Source organism: Pseudomonas frederiksbergensis, assembly GCF_035751725.1.
Classification (GTDB): domain Bacteria; phylum Pseudomonadota; class Gammaproteobacteria; order Pseudomonadales; family Pseudomonadaceae; genus Aquipseudomonas; species Aquipseudomonas frederiksbergensis_A.
In genome coordinates this window covers 3,006,715-3,027,187 of record NZ_CP142104.1, presented here as the reverse complement: position 1 = coordinate 3,027,187, position 20,473 = coordinate 3,006,715, and the positions used below count along the sequence as shown (strand labels likewise).

General features: G+C 62.0%; 13 protein-coding genes. 9 read left to right on the top strand and 4 right to left on the bottom strand.

The annotated features are described in order from the left end of the window. Positions 1–169: 169 nt before the first annotated feature. The 3 genes from VQ575_RS13530 (at position 170) to VQ575_RS13520 (ending at position 6,161) form a co-directional block, all read left to right on the top strand. Positions 170–1,822, top strand: coding sequence for a VRR-NUC domain-containing protein (locus VQ575_RS13530; protein WP_045155952.1), 1,653 nt, complete (start codon positions 170–172; stop codon positions 1,820–1,822). Beyond that, the gene (locus VQ575_RS13525; protein WP_198725258.1) at positions 1,819–4,149 is read left to right on the top strand and encodes an ATP-dependent DNA helicase; all 2,331 of its coding nucleotides are present in this window, start codon (positions 1,819–1,821) and stop codon (positions 4,147–4,149) included. Before VQ575_RS13530 ends, VQ575_RS13525 begins: the two co-directional genes overlap by 4 nt. Positions 4,150–4,226: 77 nt before the next feature. Beyond that, a complete protein-coding gene (locus VQ575_RS13520; protein ID WP_325917647.1) occupies positions 4,227–6,161 on the top strand; it encodes a hybrid sensor histidine kinase/response regulator in 1,935 nt (644 codons plus the stop codon). A gap of 8 nt (positions 6,162–6,169) precedes the next feature. Here the strand turns inward: VQ575_RS13520 and VQ575_RS13515 are convergent, their stop codons facing one another. Next, positions 6,170–6,406: a hypothetical protein gene (locus VQ575_RS13515; RefSeq protein WP_039588589.1), complete on the bottom strand. Its 237-nt coding sequence runs from the start codon at positions 6,404–6,406 to the stop codon at positions 6,170–6,172. A 142-nt stretch (positions 6,407–6,548) separates the two neighbouring features. Here VQ575_RS13515 and VQ575_RS13510 point away from each other — a divergent pair, with 142 nt between their 5' ends. Further along, positions 6,549–7,085 carry a hypothetical protein gene (locus tag VQ575_RS13510; RefSeq protein WP_039588588.1) on the top strand — a complete coding sequence of 179 codons (537 nt, stop codon included), beginning with the start codon at positions 6,549–6,551 and terminating at the stop codon, positions 7,083–7,085. 9 nt (positions 7,086–7,094) lie between these two features. On the opposite strand, the gene VQ575_RS13505 is transcribed toward VQ575_RS13510, so the two are convergent. Beyond that, a complete protein-coding gene (locus VQ575_RS13505; RefSeq protein ID WP_325917646.1) occupies positions 7,095–8,426 on the bottom strand; it encodes a cation:proton antiporter in 1,332 nt (443 codons plus the stop codon). Between the two features lie 195 nt (positions 8,427–8,621). Between VQ575_RS13505 and VQ575_RS13500 the strand changes: the two genes are divergently transcribed. From VQ575_RS13500 to ligD, 4 genes are read left to right on the top strand one after another with little or no spacing between them, the layout of a single operon-like run. Then, positions 8,622–10,007, top strand: a complete 1,386-nt coding sequence (locus VQ575_RS13500; RefSeq protein WP_325917644.1) for an iron-containing redox enzyme family protein — start codon at positions 8,622–8,624, stop codon at positions 10,005–10,007. Positions 10,008–10,016: 9 nt separating this feature from the next. Further along, a complete protein-coding gene (locus VQ575_RS13495) occupies positions 10,017–11,018 on the top strand; it encodes a methyltransferase (RefSeq protein WP_045155957.1) in 1,002 nt (333 codons plus the stop codon). Beyond that, complete coding sequence (locus VQ575_RS13490; RefSeq protein ID WP_039588583.1) at positions 10,990–12,153, top strand: carboxylate-amine ligase; 1,164 nt, start codon at positions 10,990–10,992, stop codon at positions 12,151–12,153. The genes VQ575_RS13495 and VQ575_RS13490 overlap by 29 nt, the downstream gene beginning before the upstream one ends. Further along, positions 12,150–14,774: a DNA ligase D gene (gene ligD / locus VQ575_RS13485; RefSeq protein ID WP_325917643.1), complete on the top strand. Its 2,625-nt coding sequence runs from the start codon at positions 12,150–12,152 to the stop codon at positions 14,772–14,774. Before VQ575_RS13490 ends, ligD begins: the two co-directional genes overlap by 4 nt. Positions 14,775–14,890: 116 nt before the next feature. Here ligD and VQ575_RS13480 read toward each other — a convergent pair whose 3' ends face one another. Together VQ575_RS13480 and VQ575_RS13475 are read right to left on the bottom strand one after the other, a co-directional pair. Further along, entirely contained in the window at positions 14,891–19,036 is a 4,146-nt protein-coding gene (locus VQ575_RS13480) for a CheR family methyltransferase (protein ID WP_325917641.1), read from the bottom strand. A gap of 157 nt (positions 19,037–19,193) precedes the next feature. Further along, entirely contained in the window at positions 19,194–19,805 is a 612-nt protein-coding gene (locus tag VQ575_RS13475; RefSeq protein WP_198725245.1) for a Yip1 family protein, read from the bottom strand. Positions 19,806–19,972: 167 nt separating this feature from the next. Here VQ575_RS13475 and VQ575_RS13470 point away from each other — a divergent pair, with 167 nt between their 5' ends. Next, positions 19,973–20,473, top strand: coding sequence for a CinA family protein (locus tag VQ575_RS13470; RefSeq protein WP_039588579.1), 501 nt, complete (start codon positions 19,973–19,975; stop codon positions 20,471–20,473).

Sequence of the window (20,473 nt, the reverse complement as noted above, 5' to 3'; positions counted from 1 at the left end):
TCACTGAGTTAACCGCCATTTGTCCCGCTTGCTGTAGGAAAGTTCATCGCTGCCTGAAGGAAATCTCCTTTAAATATAGGAGACCGCTCATCTTTTGCAGTTGCTTGGACCGCGGCTAGCTGATATCTGTACGCATAACCAGTACTTCAAGCACCGTGGCGCTTTTCCCGTGACAACCAACCCCCTCGACGATCCTTTTTATTACCTGAACAATTTCCAGCGGGTGCTTGCCTGGTTGGCACAACGCTACGCCGATGTGCTCAGCATCGACGAGCAGCGCTTCATCGAGGCTTTTGCCGCGTTACCGCGTCCGTCCCAAGGCCTGCTGGTGAGGATGGTGATGCGCAAGGGGTTGCATTTTCGCCTCGGCAAACTGCGTTATCACGAAATCGGCGACATCGGCGCTGCGGTGCAACCGTTGATCGTATTGGGCTGGGTGCAGGAGCAGGCTGAGCTGAGCCTGGCGGAGCTGTTCGAGGTGTTGCTCAAGCCTGAAATCCTGCTCTGCCTGGGCCATGCGATCGAGCAGCCCAAGGCGAAGAAGGCTGACTGGCTGTTGGCGCTGGGCGAACGCTTCAGCCAACCCCAGCCCTTTGGTGCCTGGTGCCCTCAGTTGGAGGATCGGCTGTTCAGTCTTACAGTCATGGCGTTGTGCGACCGCTTGCGCTTGATGTTTTTCGGCAATCTCTACCAGGATTGGTCGGAGTTCGTGCTGGCGGACCTGGGTATTTTCACTTACGAAGCCGTTGAGTTCAGCGCCGAGTCCCGGGGACTGCGCAACCGCCAGGACATCGACGCCTGTCTTTTTTTGCATGAGTGCCAGCAATCTTTCGAGGCCGGCGAAACGCTCGAAACGATCGTTGCCCGGATCAATGCGCTGGACCTGGATAACCCATGGCTGGAGCGACGTCGGGGCAAGTTGTTGTTCCAGATCGGCCAGCACGCAGAGCGTATCGGTGAATTCGCCTCGGCGCTGTGCGTCTATCGCGATTGCAGTTATCCCGGCGCGCGGTTGCGGATGATCCGGGTGCTGGAGCGGATCGGTGAATATGCCTTGGCCCTGGAGCTGGGCGAAGCCGCCGCGCAATCGCCACAAAGCGCCGCTGAACGACAAGCGTTGGTGCGGATCGTGCCGCGGCTGCGGCGCAAACTCGGCGGGCCACCCGTGCCGCGTCCGATTGCGCGGGAAGTCGAGCGGCTGGACTTGCACTTGCCCCGGGTCGATCCGGCATTGCCGGTGGAATATTGTGTCCAGGCCCATTTGCATGACGACGCCGCCCCAGTGCATTACGTCGAGAACAGCCTGGTCAATTCGCTGTTCGGCCTGCTGTGCTGGCCGGCAATCTTTGCGCCTTTGCCGGGCTCGTTTTTCCACCCCTTCCAACGCGGTCCGGTGGACCTGCTCAACGAAGACTTTCATGAGCGTCGCGCCGAGCTGTTCGCGGCGTGTTTCGCGGAACTGGATGACGGTCGCTACCGCGGCACTATCCGCCGTCGGTACGTGGAAAAATACGGCGTGCAATCACCTTTCGTGTTTTGGGGGGCGCTGTCCGAAGCGCTCCTGGACCAGGCGCTCGACTGTTTGCCGGCGGAGCACCTCAAGCGCTGGTTCAGTCGCCTGCTATTGGACATCAAGGCCAACCGCGCCGGCATGCCGGACCTGATCCAGTTCTGGCCGCAGCACAAGACCTACCGCATGATCGAAGTCAAAGGTCCTGGCGATCGCCTGCAGGACAACCAACTGCGCTGGCTGGACTTCTGCCATGAACACCAGATGCCGGTCGCCGTCTGTTACGTGCAATGGGCGGAGCAGGGCGCATGACCGAGGTGCCGGGCTACAGCATTGCCGTGCGCGCGTTGTGTGAGTTCACCGCCAAGGCCGGCGACCTCGATTTGCGCTTTACGCCATCGCCCACGGCGCTGGAGGGGATTGTCGGCCACCGGACCGTGGCAGCGCGGCGCAGCGAGGGCTACCAGGCGGAGGTCAGCCTGCAAGGCGACTATCACAGCCTGAGGGTCAAGGGCCGGGCAGACGGCTACGACCCTGCGCGCAACCGTCTCGAAGAAGTGAAGACCTACCGTGGCGACCTGAACAAACAGCCGGACAACCATCGTCAGTTGCACTGGGCCCAGGCGAAGATCTACGGTTGGCTGATGTGCCAGAAATTGCAGCTGCCGCGCATTGACGTCGCCCTGGTCTATTTCGACATCGTCAGCGAGAGGGAAACCTGCCTTGACCAAACGTTCGAAGCGTCGCAACTCCAGGCGTTCTTCGAGCAGCAGTGCGCACGTTTCCTGGCCTGGGCGGAGCAGGAGATGCGCCACCGCCAGGCCCGCAACCAGGGCGCCCAGGCCCTGGCGTTTCCCCATGCGGGCTTCAGGCCCGGGCAGCGTCATTTGGCTGAGTCGGTGTTCAAGGCCGTCAGCACCGGTCGTTGCCTGATGGCGCAGGCGCCGACGGGTATCGGCAAGACCGTCGGCACGCTGTTCCCGATGCTCAAGGCCTTGGCGCCGCAGCGCCTGGACAAGGTTTTTTTCCTCACTGCGAAAACCCCGGGGCGCAAACTGGCGTTGGACGCCGCCCGGCTACTGACCGACAGCGCGCCCGCAATGCCGCTGCGGGTGCTGGAGATGATCGCGCGGGACAAGGCCTGCGAACATCCGGACAAAGCCTGCCATGGCGAATCCTGCCCGCTGGCCCGAGGTTTTTATGACCGCCTGCCGCAGGCCCGGGCGGCGGCGAGTCAGGTTACGCTGCTCGATCAAGCCGCGTTGCGTGGCATCGCGCTGGAGCATGACGTCTGTCCGTATTACCTGAGCCAGGAAATGGCCCGCTGGGCAGACATGGTGGTAGCGGACTACAACTATTATTTCGACTTCAGCGCCTTGCTCTTCGGCCTTGCCCAGGCCAACGGCTGGACGGTCGCGACCCTGGTGGACGAAGCCCACAACCTGGTGGAGCGGGGGCGGCAGATGTACAGCGCGACCCTGGACCAGGCCACCTTGGCGGCTGTGCTCAAGAGCGCACCCGAGGCGCTGAAAAAACCGCTGCAAAAGGTCAATCGCCAATGGAATGCCCTGCACGGGCCGCAAATTGCCGCTTACCAGGCTTATGACAAGCCCCCGGAAAAGCTGCTCCTGGCGCTGGGATCCTGCGCCACGGCGATGGGAGATTACCTCAACGACCATCCCCAGGGCCTGGACAGTGGCCTGCAGGCGTTCTATTTCGACATCTTGCAGTTCGGGCGCGTGGCGGAGTCATTCGACGAGCACTTCCTGTTCGATATCCATAAGCGCGACGTCGGTCGCCAGCGCAGCCTGTCTACGCTGTGCCTGCGCAATGTGGTCCCGGCCGGTTTCCTGCGCCCCCGGTTCACGGCGTCACGCAGCAGCGTGCTGTTCTCCGCGACCCTGAGCCCACGGCGGTACTACGCTGATCTGCTGGGAGCACCAACGGACACGGTGTGGATCGATGTCGAATCACCGTTCCAGGCCGAGCAATTGGACGTGCAGGTGGTCAGCCGGATTTCCACCCGATTCGCTCGCCGCCAGGCATCCCTCGACCCGATCGTGGCATTGATGGCCCGCCAGTTCGACGAGCGGCCCGGCAATTACCTGGCGTTTTTCAGCAGCTTCGATTATCTGCAACAGGTAGCTGGGCTGTTTGCAGAGCGGTATCCCCACGTTGCGACCTGGACGCAATCGCGCGGCATGGGCGAGGCCCCTCGACAGGCATTTCTCGACCGGTTCATGGAGCACAGCCAGGGTATCGGTTTCGCCGTGCTGGGCGGGGCGTTTGGCGAAGGCATCGATCTGCCCGGCTCGCGACTGATCGGCGCCTTCATTGCCACGCTCGGACTGGCGCAGTTCAACCCGGTCAACGAGCAGATCAAGCAGCGCATGGCGGCGATCTTTGGCGACGGCTACGACTACACCTATCTGTATCCGGGCCTGCAAAAGGTCGTGCAGGCAGCCGGACGTGTCATCCGCACTCAGCAGGATCGGGGGGTGGTGATGCTGATCGACGATCGTTTTGGCGAGGCCAAGGTGCAGCGACTGCTGCCGCGGTGGTGGTCGATCAAGCAAGAGGCGCTTGGATCCCCCTGCGGACCTGCTGGGTTCCACCAAGGTTCGCAAGGCGCCTTATAGCCCTACGAAAATCAGGTTTTTCCTGGCGCGGCAGTTGTTCCATACTCCACCCAAATTCCCATGGATGCCTCGGCCACATGCTTGAGAAGAACCCCAAGACCGCTCGTATCGATGAAGAACAGCGCTTTCGATTGTTGATCGACGCGGTGGTCGACTATGCCATCTACATGACCGATCCGTCGGGCATCATCACCAGTTGGAATTCGGGTGCGCGGCGCTTCAAGGGTTATGAGGAGTCGGAGATCCTGGGCCAGCATTTCTCCCGTTTCTACACCGACCAGGACCGTGCCGCCGGCCTGCCGCAACGGGCACTGGACACGGCTGTGCGCGAAGGACGCTTCGAAGGCGAAGGGTGGCGGGTGCGCAAGGACGGCACGTTGTTCTGGTCCCATGTGGTCATCGATCCAATCATCGACGCCCAGAATGGCGAGCTGCTCGGTTTCGCCAAGATCACCCGTGACCTGACCGATCGCAAGATGGCCGAGGAAACCCTCAAGCAAAGCGAACAGCAATTTCGGTTGCTGGTGCAGAGCGTCACCGACTATGCCATCTATATGCTCGATCCGGATGGACAGGTGACCAACTGGAACCAGGGCGCCCAGCGCATCAAGGGGTACCTGCCGGCACAAGCCATCGGCCAGCATTTTTCCATGTTCTATACCCCTGAGGACCGCGAAGCCGGCGAGCCACAGCGCGCCCTGCGCATAGCCGCCACTGAGGGGCGTTTCGAAAAGAAGGGCTGGCGCGTGCGCAGGGACGGCACGCGATTCATGGCCCACGTGGTAATCGACGCGATTCGCAGTGATACCGGTACGTTGCTAGGATTTGCCAAGATCACCCGGGACATTACCGATGCCACCCAGGCGCAACAGGCCCTTGAACAGGCGCGCGAGGCGCTTTTCCAATCCCAGAAACTGCAGGCCATCGGCCAACTCACCGGTGGCATCGCCCATGATTTCAACAACCTGCTGACGGTGATCCTCGGCAACCTGGAGATCGTGCGCAAGCGTATCCCCAGTGAACCCAAGCTGACCCAGCTCCTGGACAACGCTACCCAGGGCGCGCTGCGCGGCGTGTCGCTGACCCAGCGCATGCTGGCGTTTGCCCGTCGGCAGAAACTCAGCGCCGAGCCGGTGGAACTGTCGGTGCTGGTGGATGGCATCAGCGGCTTGCTGCAAAGCTCCATGGGCCCGTCGATCCACATCCAGGCCCAGTTCGCCGAGGCGTTGTCGCCGGTACTGGCCGACGTCAACCAGCTCGAACTGGCGATCCTCAACCTGGCGACGAATGCCCGGGACGCCATGCCCCAGGGCGGCCGGATATTGATCCAGGCGCAGGAACGGCAAGGCAGCGATGCGCCGGCGGCGAGCAAGCCACTGGCGACCGGGCGCTACATTTGCCTGACCATCACCGATGAAGGCGAGGGCATGGACGAGGCGACGCTGGCCTCGGCGGTGGACCCCTTTTTCACCACCAAGGGCGTTGGCAAGGGCACTGGCCTGGGGCTGTCCATGGTCCACGGCTTGGCCGAACAACTGGGTGGCCGCTTGATTCTGCGGAGTGAAAGAGGCGTTGGCACCACCGCCGAGCTGTGGTTGCCAGTGGCCGACGACTCGGTCATGGACAAGCCGGCCGTCACCGAGACTGCCGGGGAACATGTCCCTGAACTGACGGTGCTGGTGGTGGACGACGACAGCCTGGTGCTGACCAGTACGCGTCTATTGATCGAAGACTTGGGGCACCGGGTCCTTTGCGCGTTGTCGGGCGCCCAGGCGCTGGAATTGTTCGAGCGCAATGAAGGCATTGATCTGGTAATCACTGACATGGCCATGCCACAGATGGATGGCGCGCAACTGGCCAGATTGCTTCGCGATCGCCAGCCGACCCTGCCGATCATCCTCGCCACCGGGTACGCCGAGCGCCTGGAAGGTTTCGCCACGCAACTGCCACGGTTGACCAAGCCGTTCAAGCAGATCGACTTGGTGCAGGTCATTGGACAGACGATGAAATAAACCGCTGATCAGGACCCTTGAGTGTTCTTCTTGAAACCCCGCAGGTTCATTGCGCACAAGCAGAACTGCAAGACGATCAGTGCATAGGCATCGGTGTGCAAGCCCCAGATGACCCATAGGATGTTGCTGAGGATAAAACAACTGAAGCCCGCCACACGCCGGCGGGGTTGGCGCGAGCCGATCAGCCAGGCCGCCAGCACCGTGACGGCCATCGCCGGCCATTGCACCCATCCAAGATAATCCACGCGTTTTTCCCTCTTGCCATCGATCCCTTAAAGACCCCGGTGAGCGCGTAGCGTTTCGTTGACCTTTGGTCCATCGGCTTGAACTTGCCTCATGGTGATCCTTTCCAAATGCACCCAACCAAGCCGAGGGACTATTCACGCAATGCCCAGAATCCTGACCCGCCAGACCCCTGAAGAAGACCTGACCGAACACAACGCCAAGCTGTTCGGGTCGCCCAAGGAGCGGCTGGACTTCTATCGTCGGGAAATCCAGTACGAAACCAGCATCCTGGCCAATCGCACCGATGCCTACCTGACCGCCCAGTCCTTCCTGGTGATTGCTTTTGCCTCGTGCATGGCCAACCTGAATCCTGAGTGGGGCAAGCTCTTTACGCTGATCGTGCCGCCGTTCTTGGCGCTGCTTGGCTTCTTGAGTTCGCTCAATGCCTGGCCGGGCATTCGTGCCGCTTACGAGATCATCGACCACTGGCACTTCAAGCAAAGTGAATTGCTGCGCAGCGAGCCACTGATGGGCCTGGCCTACGACGAATCGCCGCTGTTCAGCGAGCAGGAGTCGACTCATAAGGGCTACCGTAAATCGCTACTGTTTTCGGTGCGCACACCTTGGATCTTCGCGGCGTTCTGGGTGCTGCTGGGGGTCTATTCGGTGTATATCCAGGTGAGCGATCCGGGCGGCTAGGTGCCGGGATCATTTTTTGCGGCGCTCGTACCACGCCAGGGCGGGTTGGGTCGTCACGCCGTGGACGAGGATGCTCAGCGCCACCACGGACAGCGAGATGTCGATGCACAGTTGCGCCATTGCAGGTTGCAAGCCATGGTTCAAGGCATAGAACAGATAAAACAGACTGCCGATCCCGCGGATGCCGAACCAGCCGATCAGCAGTCGTTGCGGGTTGTCCAGCAACCGCCCCCAAGGCATCGCCAGCACACTGAGTGGACGGATGACCGCAAATAGCAGGGCGCCAACGGCCAAGGCTCGCCAATCCCAATGGCTTGCAAGGACCACGCCCAGCAGTGTGACCAGGAAGACTTCCATGGCGCGCTCCACCAGGCTGCCGAACGCGAGCATGTCGCTCATCATCACACCTGCCGCCACTTGACCGTCGTCCAAGGCCTGGGTGTCGCCGTGCACCGCCTGGTGGGGCTCGACCGTCTCGTGGCCGACCACCGGTTGCACCAAGTGCTCGGCTGGGGGCGCGTGTTCGTCGGTGGACTCGACTTCCGCCTGGCGCAACCCCAGGCCAGCGGCGAACACCGACAGGAAACCGTAGCCCTGGACCGCTTCGGCCGCGACATAGGCCAAGGCAATCAGCGCCAGGGCCAGGTAGTCATTGGGAGACAACGTGCTGTCCGCATTCTTGATGCGCAGCGTCAAGGTAAGCCTGCCGATGCCGCGCCCCAGCCAATAGCCGACCAGTAAACCCGCCGGCACCGCCCAAAGGACATCGCGCAGTGCCCACTCTCCCAGGAAACCGCTGCCGTCTCCGTTGAGCATGAGCAAGCCAAGGATGACAAAGGGGAATGCCGTGCCGTCGTTCAGTCCGGCTTCACCGGACAGGCCGAACCGCACCCGGTCATCGTCGCGGGCATCGTTGACCTGGACCAGGGCAGCCAACACCGGGTCGGTTGGCGCCAGTATCGCGCCGATCAGCATCGACAGGCCCCAACCGAGACCAAACAGATAGTGCAGCACCAGGCAAAGCCCGGCGATCGTCAGGACCATCACCGGTCCGGCGAGCCCATACGCCACGCGCCAGCTACGGTTCTTTAGGGGCAGGCGCAGCTTGAGCCCGCTGACGAACAGCGAAAAGACCACGGCGACCTCGGTCAAGTGCTCCATCCACACGGAAGAATCATCCAACTCGAGCTTTAGCAGCCCCAGCCCCGCCGGCCCGATGGCGACGCCCAGCGCCAGGCACACCGCAGACGTGGTGACCGGCATCCAGCGCAGGTAGGAGGAGGTCAGGGCCAAAGTCAGCAAGACAGCGCCGAGCACGGCTACCCACGCGGTGAAGATCATGATTGCTCCTTGGGTAACGAAACGCCTCGTCTAACGTTCGAGACCCACAACGAAGCGAGGGTTCCACCGCGTATCAGCGCGATTCCGTTTATCCGGGCGCTGTTCGATCCAGGGGAATTTTTTGCCGTCCGCAAGGCTCTGCAAAGGAAGAGACGTGCCGATTCGAGCGTCCAGCCGAAAACCCAAGAGGCCTTTATGACTGCGCTGACACCCCTCCAATCCAGGCCTGCCACCGCGCAGCCATTCACGACCACTGGCAGCATTCGCCAATGTTATGAACGGCTCCTGCAGGGCGCCGACGATGCCGAAAAACAGGCGGCCGCCCAAGCCTTCCTGCAACCTTGCCTTGAACAAGCCAGCACATTGCCCCAGGAAATGCCGGATGATCCCAGCGCCTTGCTGGCCTGGGTAGAACAGCACAGCGCCGGCGTGGCCCGGCAATATGCCGATTATCTGGAGCGACGCAAAAACGGCGGCCGCCGGGAGTTTTTCCAGACCAAGGCCCATGCCCTGTATTTTATCCAGGCCGTGGCGCCGACCAAGCTCGTGGACGGCGCCTGGTTGTATGGGGTGCTCAAGCACTGGCATGACCATCGCTTCGAAGGGCTGCTGTGCACCTACCTGGAAGAACTTGGGGATGGCGTTCCCGCGCAGAACCACGTCGTGCTCTACCGCAAGCTGCTGGCCGAACATGGCTTGCAGGACATGCCTGACATCGATGATGAACGCTACCTGCAAGGCGCGGTTCAGTTGGCGTTGGGCTATGCCGGCGACGAATACCTGCCCGAGGTCATCGGCTACAACCTGGGCTATGAACAACTGCCCTTGCATTTGCTGATCAGCGCTTATGAGTTGAGCGAGCTCGACATTGATCCGTATTACTTCACGCTTCACGTGACGATCGACAACGCCAGCACCGGCCACGCCCACAAAGCCGTGCAAGCGTTGCAACAATTGATGCCGATGGAGGCCGACCGCGAAGCCTTCTGGCGCCGCGTCACCCTCGGCTATCGCCTGAATGACCTGGGGCAGGGCAGCCGGGCGATCATCGAGTCGTTCGACCTTGAGCGCGAAGTGCTGGACATGCTCGAGCGCAAGCGCCCGTTCGGCCAGCACATGCATTCCGATTACTGCAAATTCGAAGGCAAGACCGTCAACCAGTGGCTGGCAGAACCGGGGCAACTCGAAGGTTTCCTCAAGGCCATGCAAGGCAAAGGCTGGATCCGGCGCCATGAAGATCCGCAGAACAGCCGCTTCTGGACCCTGATCGAAGGCGCCGGCGCGGCCATGTTCGGGGTCTTCAGCCCCTATGAAAAACACCTGCTGCACGATTGGATTGCCGGCGATTGGCTGGATCAGCGCGGCCGTCCCGGTGCACGTCGCAACCATGGCGCGGCGCATGAATCGCCGGCACCTGTCCAAGACCCGGATGTGCAGAACCTGCAGCAAACGCTGCGGGGCAAGGCGCCCGACGAGCAGATGCAGATATTGATGCCCTGGCTCTCGGCCCGCTGCCACAGCCACCCGGCCGGGTTGTTGGCGACCCGCCGGTTCATCGAACTCAAATCCGCCCTTCGCTAGGAGCCTTGCATGAATCAGGAAGATCGCCTGTCCGAACCCGACCTGGCGCTGCTGCAACTGGGTCGCCGTCTGCACGCCGACGGCTACCGTTTCATCACCCCGACGCCACTGACCCACGAGCGGGTCAACCAGCGGCCTGGTAACGAACGCTCCAAGACCCTGCGGGATGTGTTCGGTTGGTCACGGCCTTTCGCGCCGGGGCTGATTTCCGCCGACGAGCAGCGCCAATTGCAGGAGGCTGAAGTATTGGAAGAGCGCGATGGCCTGCTGCGCAGCCGCGTGCGTTGGTCGAGCCTGGACGGGATGCTGTTCGCCCACTCGCAATTCCCGACGCAGGCCAATGACGCGGTGTTCTTCGGCCCCGATAGCTACCGTTTTGCCCATCTGATCCATACCCACCTGCAACAGAACTTCACAGCCGTGCATCGCGCCGTGGACATCGGCTGCGGCGCGGGTGTCGGGGCGATGGTGATTGCCCGTGCCCGACGCGAGGCCCAAGTACTGGCCGTCGACATCAATCCCTTGGCGTTGCGCCTGTGTGCCGTCAATGCGGCGCTGGCCGAGGTGGCCAATGTCGAGATCGCCCGCAGCGATGTGCTCCAGGACGTCGAGGGCGAATTCGACTTGATCGTCGCCAACCCACCGTACATGGCCGACCCCGCCGAGCGCGCCTATCGCCATGGCGGCGGAACGCTGGGCGCCGGGTTGTCGCTGCGTATCGTCGAACAGGCGTTGCCCCGGCTCACGCCTGGCGGCTCGCTGGTGCTCTATACCGGCGTGGCGATGGTCGATGGTCGGGATCCGTTCCTGGAGGCCTTGGGCGCGTGGCGCGATTCCCCTCAGTTCGCCTGGACCTACAGGGAATTGGACCCGGACGTGTTTGGCGAGGAACTGCTCACACCGGGTTATCAGGACGTGGAAAGGATCGCCGTGGTGGCGTTGGTTGTCACCCGCACGGGTGCGGGTATCGGAGGGAACATCGATGAACAGGCGTCTGAAGTTCGGCATTGAAGAGGAATATTTCATCACCGACCTGCAAACCCGCCACATGCCCGACCAGCCGCCCGCGGCTGCAGTGGCGGCATGCCGGGAGGAGTTGGGCAAGCATTTCGCCCATGAAATGTTCCAGAGCCAGGTGGAAATGGCTTCGCCCATTTTCCGCAGCCTGGCCGAAGCAGGCGATTACCTGGCCAAGGTGCGTACCGGCCTGACCCAGCGCCTGGCGCCCCATGGCCTCGGATTGCTGAGCGCCGGATCCCATCCGATGGCGACTGTCGGCTTGCAGCCCACCGACGAGCTGCACTTCCAGCAGTTGTTCGACGATTACCAGCGCGTGGCGCGCCGCAGCGTCCTGTCGGGCCTGCACGTTCACGTAGAAGTGCCGGGGGACCATGACCGGGTCAAAGTGATGAACGAAGTGTTGCCGTGGCTGCCGATGCTGTTGGCGCTGAGTGCGTCCTCACCGTTCTGGAATGGCGCCTACAGCGGCTTCAGCAGCTACCGGCAAGTGGCCTGCGATGAGTGGCCGCGCATGGGCGTGCCCGAATTCTTCGAGGACGAAGCGGCCTTCGACGGCTACGTCAACATGCTCATGCGTACCGGCTCCATTCGCCAGCCCAGCGATTGTTGGTGGGTGGTGCGGCCTTCGTCGCGTTACCCGACCCTGGAGCTGCGCATCTGCGATGCCTGCCCACGGATTGAAGATGTGCTGTGCCTCGTCTCGCTATTCCGGCTGATGATTGCCCACGCCGTCGCGCAGCCCAAGGCGGGCGCCAACTACAGCTTGATGTCCCACTGGATCCTCAAGGAAAACCGCTACCGTGCCAAACGCCACGGCATCCTCGCGGAGTTCATCGTCGAAGGGCAGGAGCAGCCGATGCTGATTGGCGAGTGGCTGAACCTGGCTGAACAGACCTTCGGCGACACCGCGGCCGCGCTGGGCGTGCAGGACGTGTTCAAACAAGCGCGCCGGATCATCCAGGAGGGCACCAGCGCCGATCGGCAAGTGGTGCTCTACGAACAGGGGCTGCTGCTGGGCGACACGACCGAAGAGGCATTGGGCCGGGTCGTCGACCAGCTGCTATCGGAAACCGCCGGTATGCCCGTCGCGGATCCGACCCTCGCGCAAGTGGCAGGTGGCCCATGACCAGCAAGACCCTCGACGACTACAACCGCATGCGCGACTTCGGCGCCACTCCCGAGCCGGCGGCGAAGCGTTCACGCAAATCGGCGAAAACCGCCCATGCGCTGCAGTACTGCATCCAGAAGCACGACGCCACGCGGCTGCATTACGATTTTCGCCTGGAACTGGATGGCGCACTGAAAAGCTGGGCGGTGCCCAAGGGGCCGTCCCTGGACCCGAAGGTCAAGCGCCTGGCGGTGCATGTTGAAGATCATCCGCTCGATTACGCCACCTTCGAGGGCAGTATTCCCGAGGGGCATTACGGTGCTGGCGACGTCATCGTCTGGGACCGGGGCGTGTGGATTCCCCAGGGTGACGTACACGAAGCCTACGAAAAGGGCCGGCTCAAATTCGAATTGCGCGGAGAAAAACTCGCGGGCCTGTGGAACCTGGTGCGCACCCATATGCCGGGCAAGCAGGAGCAATGGTTCCTGATCAAGCATCAGGACGACGCGGCCCGACCGGAAAGCGAGTACGACGTGGTGCAGGCCGAGCCCGACAGCGTGCTCAGTGACCGCACCATCGTGCCCAAGCGCCGGGGCAAGGCGGCTGCAGCCAAACCCGTCAAGCAGCCGGATGAACCTGCCAAACCGAAGTCGACGAAAAAAACCGGAAAGACAACCCTCAGCGGCGCCGTCGCCGGCCCGATGCCTGAAACCCTGAAGCCGGAACTGGCGACCCTGGTGGAAAGCGCACCCGATGGCGACTGGCTTTACGAAATCAAGTTCGACGGCTACCGGGTCATGGCACGTATCGACAATGGCGACGTGCGCTTGATCACCCGCAACGGCCATGACTGGACGCATAAACTGCCGAAACAGGCCGAGGCGCTGGCGGGGCTGGGGTTGGAATCAGCTTGGCTCGACGGCGAGATGGTCGTCGCCAACGAGCAAGGCGTGCCGGATTTCCAGGCCCTGCAAAACGCTTTCGACGCCGGCAGCAGCGGCAAGATCGCCTATTACCTGTTCGACCTGCCGTACCTCAACGGCATGGACCTGCGCAAAGTGCCGGTGCAAGAGCGCCGCGCCGCGTTGGCCGCGGTCCTGGAAGCCAATGAAGACCCACTGCTGCGTTTCTCCGATTCCTTCGAAGAAACCCCCGAAGCGCTGCTCAACAGCGCTTGCCAGATGCGCATGGAAGGGCTGATCGGCAAGCGCCAGGGCAGCGCCTATGTGTCCCGGCGCAGCAGCGATTGGATCAAGCTCAAGTGCAAGAATCGCCAGGAATTCGTCGTGGTCGGCTTCAGCGACCCGAAGGGCGCCCGCAGCGCGTTCGGCGCCTTGCTGCTGGGTTTGCACGATGTCGACAGCGGCGAGTTGCGCTATGCCGGCAAGGTCGGCACCGGTTTCAACGAAACCACGCTTAAAAGCATTTACCAGCAACTGTTGCCCCTGGAAACCAAAAAAGCCGCCGTGGTCAATCCGCCCACCGGCTACGACGCCAAGGGCGTGCATTGGCTCAAGCCGCAGTTGCTGGCGGAAGTGGCGTTTGCCGAAATGACCAAGGAAGGCTCGGTACGCCATGCCGTGTTCCATGGATTGCGCAACGACAAGCCCGCCAAGGCGATCACCCAGGAGCTGCCCAAAACCGTGAAAAAGACCGTGGCCAAGGACGATGCCGAGCCAGCACCGGCCAAGGCGAAAGCCAAAGCCAAAGCCAAAGCCAAGCCCAACACCACGCAGTCGCCAAACCTGGACGGCAAGGTCCGCATCACCCATCCGGATCGGATCATCGATGCCAGCAGCGGCACGACAAAAATGCAATTGGCCGAGTACTACGCCAGCGTCGCCGATTTCATTCTGCCGGAGCTGGCCGACCGTCCGGTGGCGCTGGTCCGGGCGCCGGACGGCATTGCAGGTGAGCTTTTCTTCCAGAAGAACCCCGAGCGCCTGGCCATTGCGGGCATCACCAGCCTGGACAAGGACCTGACCGGGCAACCGGTGATGATCATCAATAACGCCGAGGCGCTGATCGGCGCGGTGCAGATGAGCACCGTGGAGCTGCACACTTGGAATGGCACTTGCGTCGACCTGGACAAGCCCGATCGCTTCGTCCTCGACCTTGACCCGGACCCGGCGCTGCCGTGGAAGAGCATGGTGGAAGCCACCCAATTGACCCTGTCGGTGCTGGATGAGCTGGGCCTGAAGGCGTTTCTCAAGACCAGCGGCGGCAAGGGCATCCACATTGTCGTGCCGATCACCCGCAAGTTGGGCTGGGACGAGGTGAAAGGCTTCAGCCATGCCATCGTCAGCCACATGGCCAAACTGCTGCCGGATCGCTTCTCGGCGGTTTCAGGGCCAAAGAACCGGGTAGGGCGGATCTTCATCGATTACCTGCGCAATGGCCTCGGCGCCACCACCATCTGTGCCTACGCGGCACGCACCCGTGAAGGGTTGCCGGTTTCGGTGCCGATCTACCGCGAAGAAGTGGCCGAGCTCAAGGGCGCCAACCTGTGGAACGTGCACAACGTCCAGGAGCGGCTGGCAGAGGTGGGGCATGAGCCTTGGGCGGACTTGCGCAAGACCCGCCAAAGCATTACTGCCGAGATGCGGCGGCGGATCGGGATGAAGAAGGCCGCCAAATAGTATTTTCGCCGTACCGCTTTGGTGGACAGCAAATCATCTACTCGCTGAAGCGGACCCGCGTTTGTGGCGAAGGGGCTTGCTCCCTCGCCACGAGAGCAATTCTAGTCAGTCCAAGGCTAGTAAACCTGCGAACGCCGCAGCTGCTCGATCGTCTCAATCAACTCCTCATAGGACACCGGTTTGCCGATGTGCTGGTCGAAGCCTGATTGTTGCGATTTGTGCAGGTCGGTGGACGCGCCGTAGCCGGTCAGGGCGATGGCCGGGATGTGTTTGATGTGGGGCAGCTCGCGCAGCGCCTGCATCAGTTCATGGCCATTCATCACCGGCATCCCCAGGTCGGAAATCACCACGTCGAAACGACCATTCCTGGCGGCCTCCAGCGCCTCCAACGGTTGATCGAAGGCAACCACGATGGCGTCTTCCATCTCCAGCAGCAGCTTGAGGGTATCCAGTACGTCGGGCGAGTCATCCACCAACAGGATCGTCAAGCCGCTGAGGCGCCCGGACTGATCATCACAGGGTTGCGGCTTGGGCTCGATTGCGGCATTGCTCAAGGGCAGGCGGATGGTGAAGGTGCAGCCTTTGCCCAGCCCTTCGGACTTGACCTCGACGCTGCCGCCGTGGGCTTCGGTCAATTGCCGGACCAGTGACAGGCCGATCCCCAGGCCTTCGCGCTGGTGGGTGGCGTGCTGGGTCTCGGCCTGGCCGAACAGATCGAACACTTCGTTCAGATGCTCGGCCGCGATACCTACGCCAGAATCCTTTACGTCCAGGCGCGCCATATGGTCGTCATGGCTGGCGACCAGCTGCACGCGGCCGCCGTTAGGGGTGAACTTCAGCGCGTTGTTCACCAGGTTCCAGATGATCTGCTCCAGCCGGGTCGGGTCGGCGTTGACGATCAGCTTGCCACTGGAGCCTTCAGGCAGCTCCAGGGTGACCTTGTTCGGGTGATTGTCGTTGATCACTACGGTGTAGATATCTTGCAGCACCCGCGCCAGGTCCACCGCTTGGCGCTTGAGCTTGAGCTTGCCGGTGCGAACACGGGCCACGTCCAGCAGGTCGTCGATGATGCGCGCCTGGCTGGTGACCGCGTCGCAAATAGTGTTCACGGCCCGGGCCGCCGCTGTGACGGTCTTGGTCACCGGCAGGCGTCGCAGCAACTCGGCGTTGAGCTGGATCAGGTTCAACGGGTGCTTGAGTTCGTGGGACATGACGGCGAAGAACTCATCCTTCAAATGGCTGGAGTTCTGGGTTTCCATCAGCCGCTGGGTCTGCTCCTCGTGCAGGCGCTTGTGGCCGGTGAGGTCACGGGCGATCTTCACATAGCCCTGCAACGAGTCGCCGCTGAGCAGCGTGACTTCGCCGCTGCAGAAGAAGCGGCTGCCGTCCTTGCGCTGATGCCAGCGCTCGTCTTCGCAACGGCCCTTGGCCCGAGCGGTGCTCAGTTCTGTCTCGGGAACGCCGGTGGCACGGTCTTCCGGCGTGAACACGAAATCGTAATAACTGCCTTCGGCTTCGCCCTTGGTATGACCGAAGATCAGCTCCGCCCCGGTGTTCCAACTGGTGATCACACCATGTTCGTCGAGCAGGATAATCGCGTAGTCGCGGGTGCTTTCTGCCACCAGGCGCATGCGCTCCTCACCCAAACGCAGCTCTTCTTCGGCGGCCCGACGCTTGGTGATGTCGATGAAGGTCAGGACCGTGCCGTCGATATGGTCTTCGCTGGAGCGGTACGGCAACAGCCGGGCGATGTACCAGCGCGCATCGCTGCTGCTGACTTCGCGCTCGATCATGTTCAGGGATTCGAACACTTGGGTCGCGTCCGCCGCCATGTCCGGATAGTCCAGGCGATGGGTGATGTCCAGCAACGAGCGCCCGGTGTCCACCGGAAGCATGCTGAAAATGTCGGTGGCCCGAGGCGTGAACCATTTGATGCGCATGCTGCGGTCGATGAACACCGTGGCGATGTCGGTGGAGGCGATCAGGTTGGTCAGGTAATCGTTGATCTTGTCGGTTTCTTCAACCTTGGTCTTGAGCTCGTAGTTGACCGTCAGCAACTCTTCGTTGATCGATTGCAGCTCTTCCTTGCTGGTCTCCAGCTCCTCGGTGGCGGAGCGCAGTTCCTCGTTGATGGCCTGCATTTCCTCGTTGGAAGCCTTGAGTTCCTCGCTGGAGACTTCGGCCTGCTCAATGGTGTCTTGCAGGTGCGACTTGGTGCGCTGGAGTTCGCGTTCCAGGTTGGCCAGCACCTGGTTTTCAGTCTGGTTGGTGACAGCGGCAACCTGCTGGCCTGGGTCGATCTCTTCCTCTTCGAACACGACGAGCACAAAGTCACCATCGGATTGTTCGTCGCGATACGGCTGGACCAGCAGGTCCACCAGGAAACGCCGGCCATCGCGTTCCATGTTGACCTGGCGCGACTTGACCGGCTGGCCGTTCTGGTTGACCTGGAACAATGCGGTGCGGATTTCCAGGCGCAGTTGCGGGTTGATCAGGGTCAACAGGTTGCGCGACATCTCACCGCCGACATGGCGCAGGTAGCGTCCGGCGGTTTCGATCATATGCAGGATGTCGCCGTTGGTGTCGACGATGATGCTGGGAGGCGCGGCCTGCTCAATGGCGCGCAGGTGAATATCGGCGAACGAGACCTTGCGCGGCACGGCGATCTGCGGCGCGGCCAGCGTCGAGGTGCTGCGTACGTAGCCGCCGCGTGGCATGGTCGGGGTGCGGCGACTGCTGGCGGTGCCGTACTTGGCTCGGAAGATCCGGTTGCGCTTGTCCACCGGGCTGAACAGTTCATGGCAAGCATCCGCCGACTCCGAGGAACCGAGGAACAGATAGCCGCCCGGTCGGAGGGCAAAGTGGAACATCTGCAAAATTTCGCGCTGCACTTCGCGGTCGAGGTAGATCAGCAGGTTGCGGCAGACAATCAGGTCAATCTGCGAGAAAGGCGGGTCCGACAGCAGGCTGTGCTTGGCGAACAGCACCCGTTCGCGGATTTCCTTGCGCACCCGGAAGTTGGCGCCTTCCTTGACGAAATACTGACGCAGGCGGGTGGGCGGGACGTCGGTGATGATCGCTTCCGGATACGCTCCGCTGCGGCCCACGGTAATGGCCCGTTCATCGATATCGGTGGCGAATATCTGCAACTTGGCGTTGCTGGCGTCGTGTTGCAACTGGTCGCTGAGCAACATGGCCAGGGTGTAGGCTTCTTCGCCGGTCGAGCAGCCGGCCGACCAGACCCGGACCTCTTCCGGTGGCACGCTGCCCGGTTCTACCGGCTTGAGCAGGTTGGGCAGGACGTCGCGCTCCAGCGCTTCGAAGGCCTCGCGATCGCGGAAGAAGTTGGTCACGCCGATCAACAGGTCGCCGAGCAGTGCCTTGGTTTCTTCCGGGTGGTTTTGCAAGTAGCTGTAGTAGGCGCCCAGGTCCGGTTGGGCGGTGACTTGCATGCGCCGTTCGATGCGCCGCAGCACGGTGGCACGCTTGTAATGCTTGAAGTCATGGCCCGTGCCGGCCCGCAGTTGCACGAGGATGTCGTGCAACGATTGCTCGGCAGCTACGGCTTCGCGTTCCGACGCCGGTGGTTGAGCTTTTATCTCCGGATCATTGGCCGTCGGCAGTCGGATGGCCTGGGAGTTGCGCCACAGCTCCAGGAGCTTTTGCGGCATATCGACGACCGGGAGCACCAGGTCGACCATCTGGGTGTCGATGGCGGCTTGGGGCATGCCGTCGAACTCGGCGTCCTGTGGCGATTGGGCGATGGTCACGCCACCTTGTTCCTTGATGCGCGACAGGCCCACCGCGCCGTCGGAGCCGGTGCCGGACAGCACCAGGCAGAACGCGCGGTCCTTGTGCACATCGGCCAAGTCACGGAAAAACAGGTCGATCGCCACGTGTCCGCCCTGGCGCGGCTCGGCCGGAGAAACCTTCAGGTAACCGTCGTTCATCGACAGCTGATGGGCAGGGGAAATCACATAGACATGGTTCTTCTGGATCGGCACCGCCTCGGTCACCTGCAACACAGGCATCTTGGTGGCTTCCTGGATGATCCTGTCGGCGATGCTCTGATGATCCGGAGCCAGGTGGAGAACGATCACGAACGCCATGCCGTTGTCCTTGGGCATGTGCTCGAAAAACTGCTTGACGGCCTGTAGCCCACCCGCGGAAGCGCCGATTCCGACTACTGCGAAATCCAGGTTGCTGGGGCTCAGCTCTCGTCGCTGTGGCACGTTGGGAGAGCGTTTGCTTGAAGATGACATATAAATTAGGCCTTAAGGGGCGGCGGGGCGGTCCAGCGCTGCCGACTCGATTCGGGATGCAAAAAGTCGCAGGATAGTCGGGTTACGTGAAGATTGCGAAAACTCGCGCTTCGCTACGCCGCCGCCGCCGTCCACATTGTGTACCTTCAAAAGCCATTCAGCCTACCGGAACCCGCAGATATTCCGGCTGCAGATAGTTGAACCACAGCAGGATCATTTCCACCAGGATCGTGACCAGCACCAGCAAGCCGACGCCCCAGACGCTGGCCGAATACAGCAGGCCCTGTTCCTTCTTCAAGCCCATGAACTTGGGCAGGCCGACGAACAGCAGGAACGTCGAGTAGGCCGAAGCGGCCAGCAGGACCGCCACCGCCAGCCAGCGGCTCGGATACACGCCGAAGATCCCGGCCAGGAAGTACGGGGTAGCGGTGTAGGCGGCGAAGCCGATGCATTGGTTGACCGTGGGCCGGACTTCGAAGGTGCGCGACATCCAGCGGATGAACAGCCCCATCAGCGACACGCCAACCACAATGGTCGCGTACAGCAAGACGCACAGCTGTAGCGCACTGGCGTGGCTGAGTCGCACGGTTTCGTTCTCGGCCAGGCTCCAACCGGTCCAGGTGGTGCCGATGAACAGGCATACCGCCGGGATCAACGCGAGCAACAACAGATGCGCCAGGTAATGGTGGGGATGAGCCTGCTCTTGCTCGCGGATGTCCCCCCAGGCGAATTCAGGATGGGTGAACAGTTTGACGAAAAGCACGGACATGACGACCTCCTGATCAGGACAGCCTCTGCATGAGGCTCATACCGTTATGAGGTACAGGATTGGCCAGGGGTTTCATTTATTTGGCCGCTCAGCGGCGCGGTGCGATAAAGGGAATGATTCGAAACGGTGGGGGTCAACCCATCAGCATCCATGAAGGACTGTATGCCATGACCGTTGCCCATCCCTTGATCGAATACATGCGCGAACATGAGTTGCGCCTGACCACCGCCGAATCCTGCACCGCCGGGCTGATCGTCACGCTGTTGGCCGAAGTGCCGGGCAGCGGTGCGCTGATTGAAAGCGGCTATGTGGTTTATTCACCTGAAGCCAAGCAGCGGCTGCTGGGTGTCAAGCCACGAACCATCGAGACCTTCAACCTGACCAGCCGCGAAGTTGCCGAGGAAATGGCCCTCGGCGCCCTGCGCGATGCCAACGCCAACGTGGCGGTCGCCACCACCGGCCTGCTCGGGCCCGACGATAAGGACGGCATTCCCGCCGGCACGGTGTGCTTTGCCTGGGCGTTCGAAGTGGACGGGCAACGCGCGCTGTTCAGTCGCCGCGAACGGTTCTTTGGCGATCGTTCCCAGGTGCAACGGCTGTCCAGTGAGTACGCCTTGCAGCAGATACCGAGCTACCACCAACGCGCGTTGGCGGGCGACCGTCGATAG

Bases quoted from the DNA above. Each gene is read 5' to 3' on its own strand.
- VQ575_RS13525 (WP_198725258.1), top strand. From the start codon at position 1,819: ATGACCGAGGTGCCGGGCTACAGCATTGCCGTGCGCGCGTTGTGTGAG.
- VQ575_RS13520 (WP_325917647.1), top strand. From the start codon at position 4,227: ATGCTTGAGAAGAACCCCAAGACCGCTCGTATCGATGAAGAACAGCGC.
- VQ575_RS13510 (WP_039588588.1), top strand. From the start codon at position 6,549: ATGCCCAGAATCCTGACCCGCCAGACCCCTGAAGAAGACCTGACCGAA.
- VQ575_RS13505 (WP_325917646.1), bottom strand. From the start codon at position 8,426: ATGATCTTCACCGCGTGGGTAGCCGTGCTCGGCGCTGTCTTGCTGACT.
- VQ575_RS13500 (WP_325917644.1), top strand. From the start codon at position 8,622: ATGACTGCGCTGACACCCCTCCAATCCAGGCCTGCCACCGCGCAGCCA.
- VQ575_RS13495 (WP_045155957.1), top strand. From the start codon at position 10,017: ATGAATCAGGAAGATCGCCTGTCCGAACCCGACCTGGCGCTGCTGCAA.
- VQ575_RS13490 (WP_039588583.1), top strand. From the start codon at position 10,990: ATGAACAGGCGTCTGAAGTTCGGCATTGAAGAGGAATATTTCATCACC.
- ligD (WP_325917643.1), top strand. From the start codon at position 12,150: ATGACCAGCAAGACCCTCGACGACTACAACCGCATGCGCGACTTCGGC.
- VQ575_RS13480 (WP_325917641.1), bottom strand. From the start codon at position 19,036: ATGTCATCTTCAAGCAAACGCTCTCCCAACGTGCCACAGCGACGAGAG.
- VQ575_RS13475 (WP_198725245.1), bottom strand. From the start codon at position 19,805: ATGTCCGTGCTTTTCGTCAAACTGTTCACCCATCCTGAATTCGCCTGG.
- VQ575_RS13470 (WP_039588579.1), top strand. From the start codon at position 19,973: ATGACCGTTGCCCATCCCTTGATCGAATACATGCGCGAACATGAGTTG.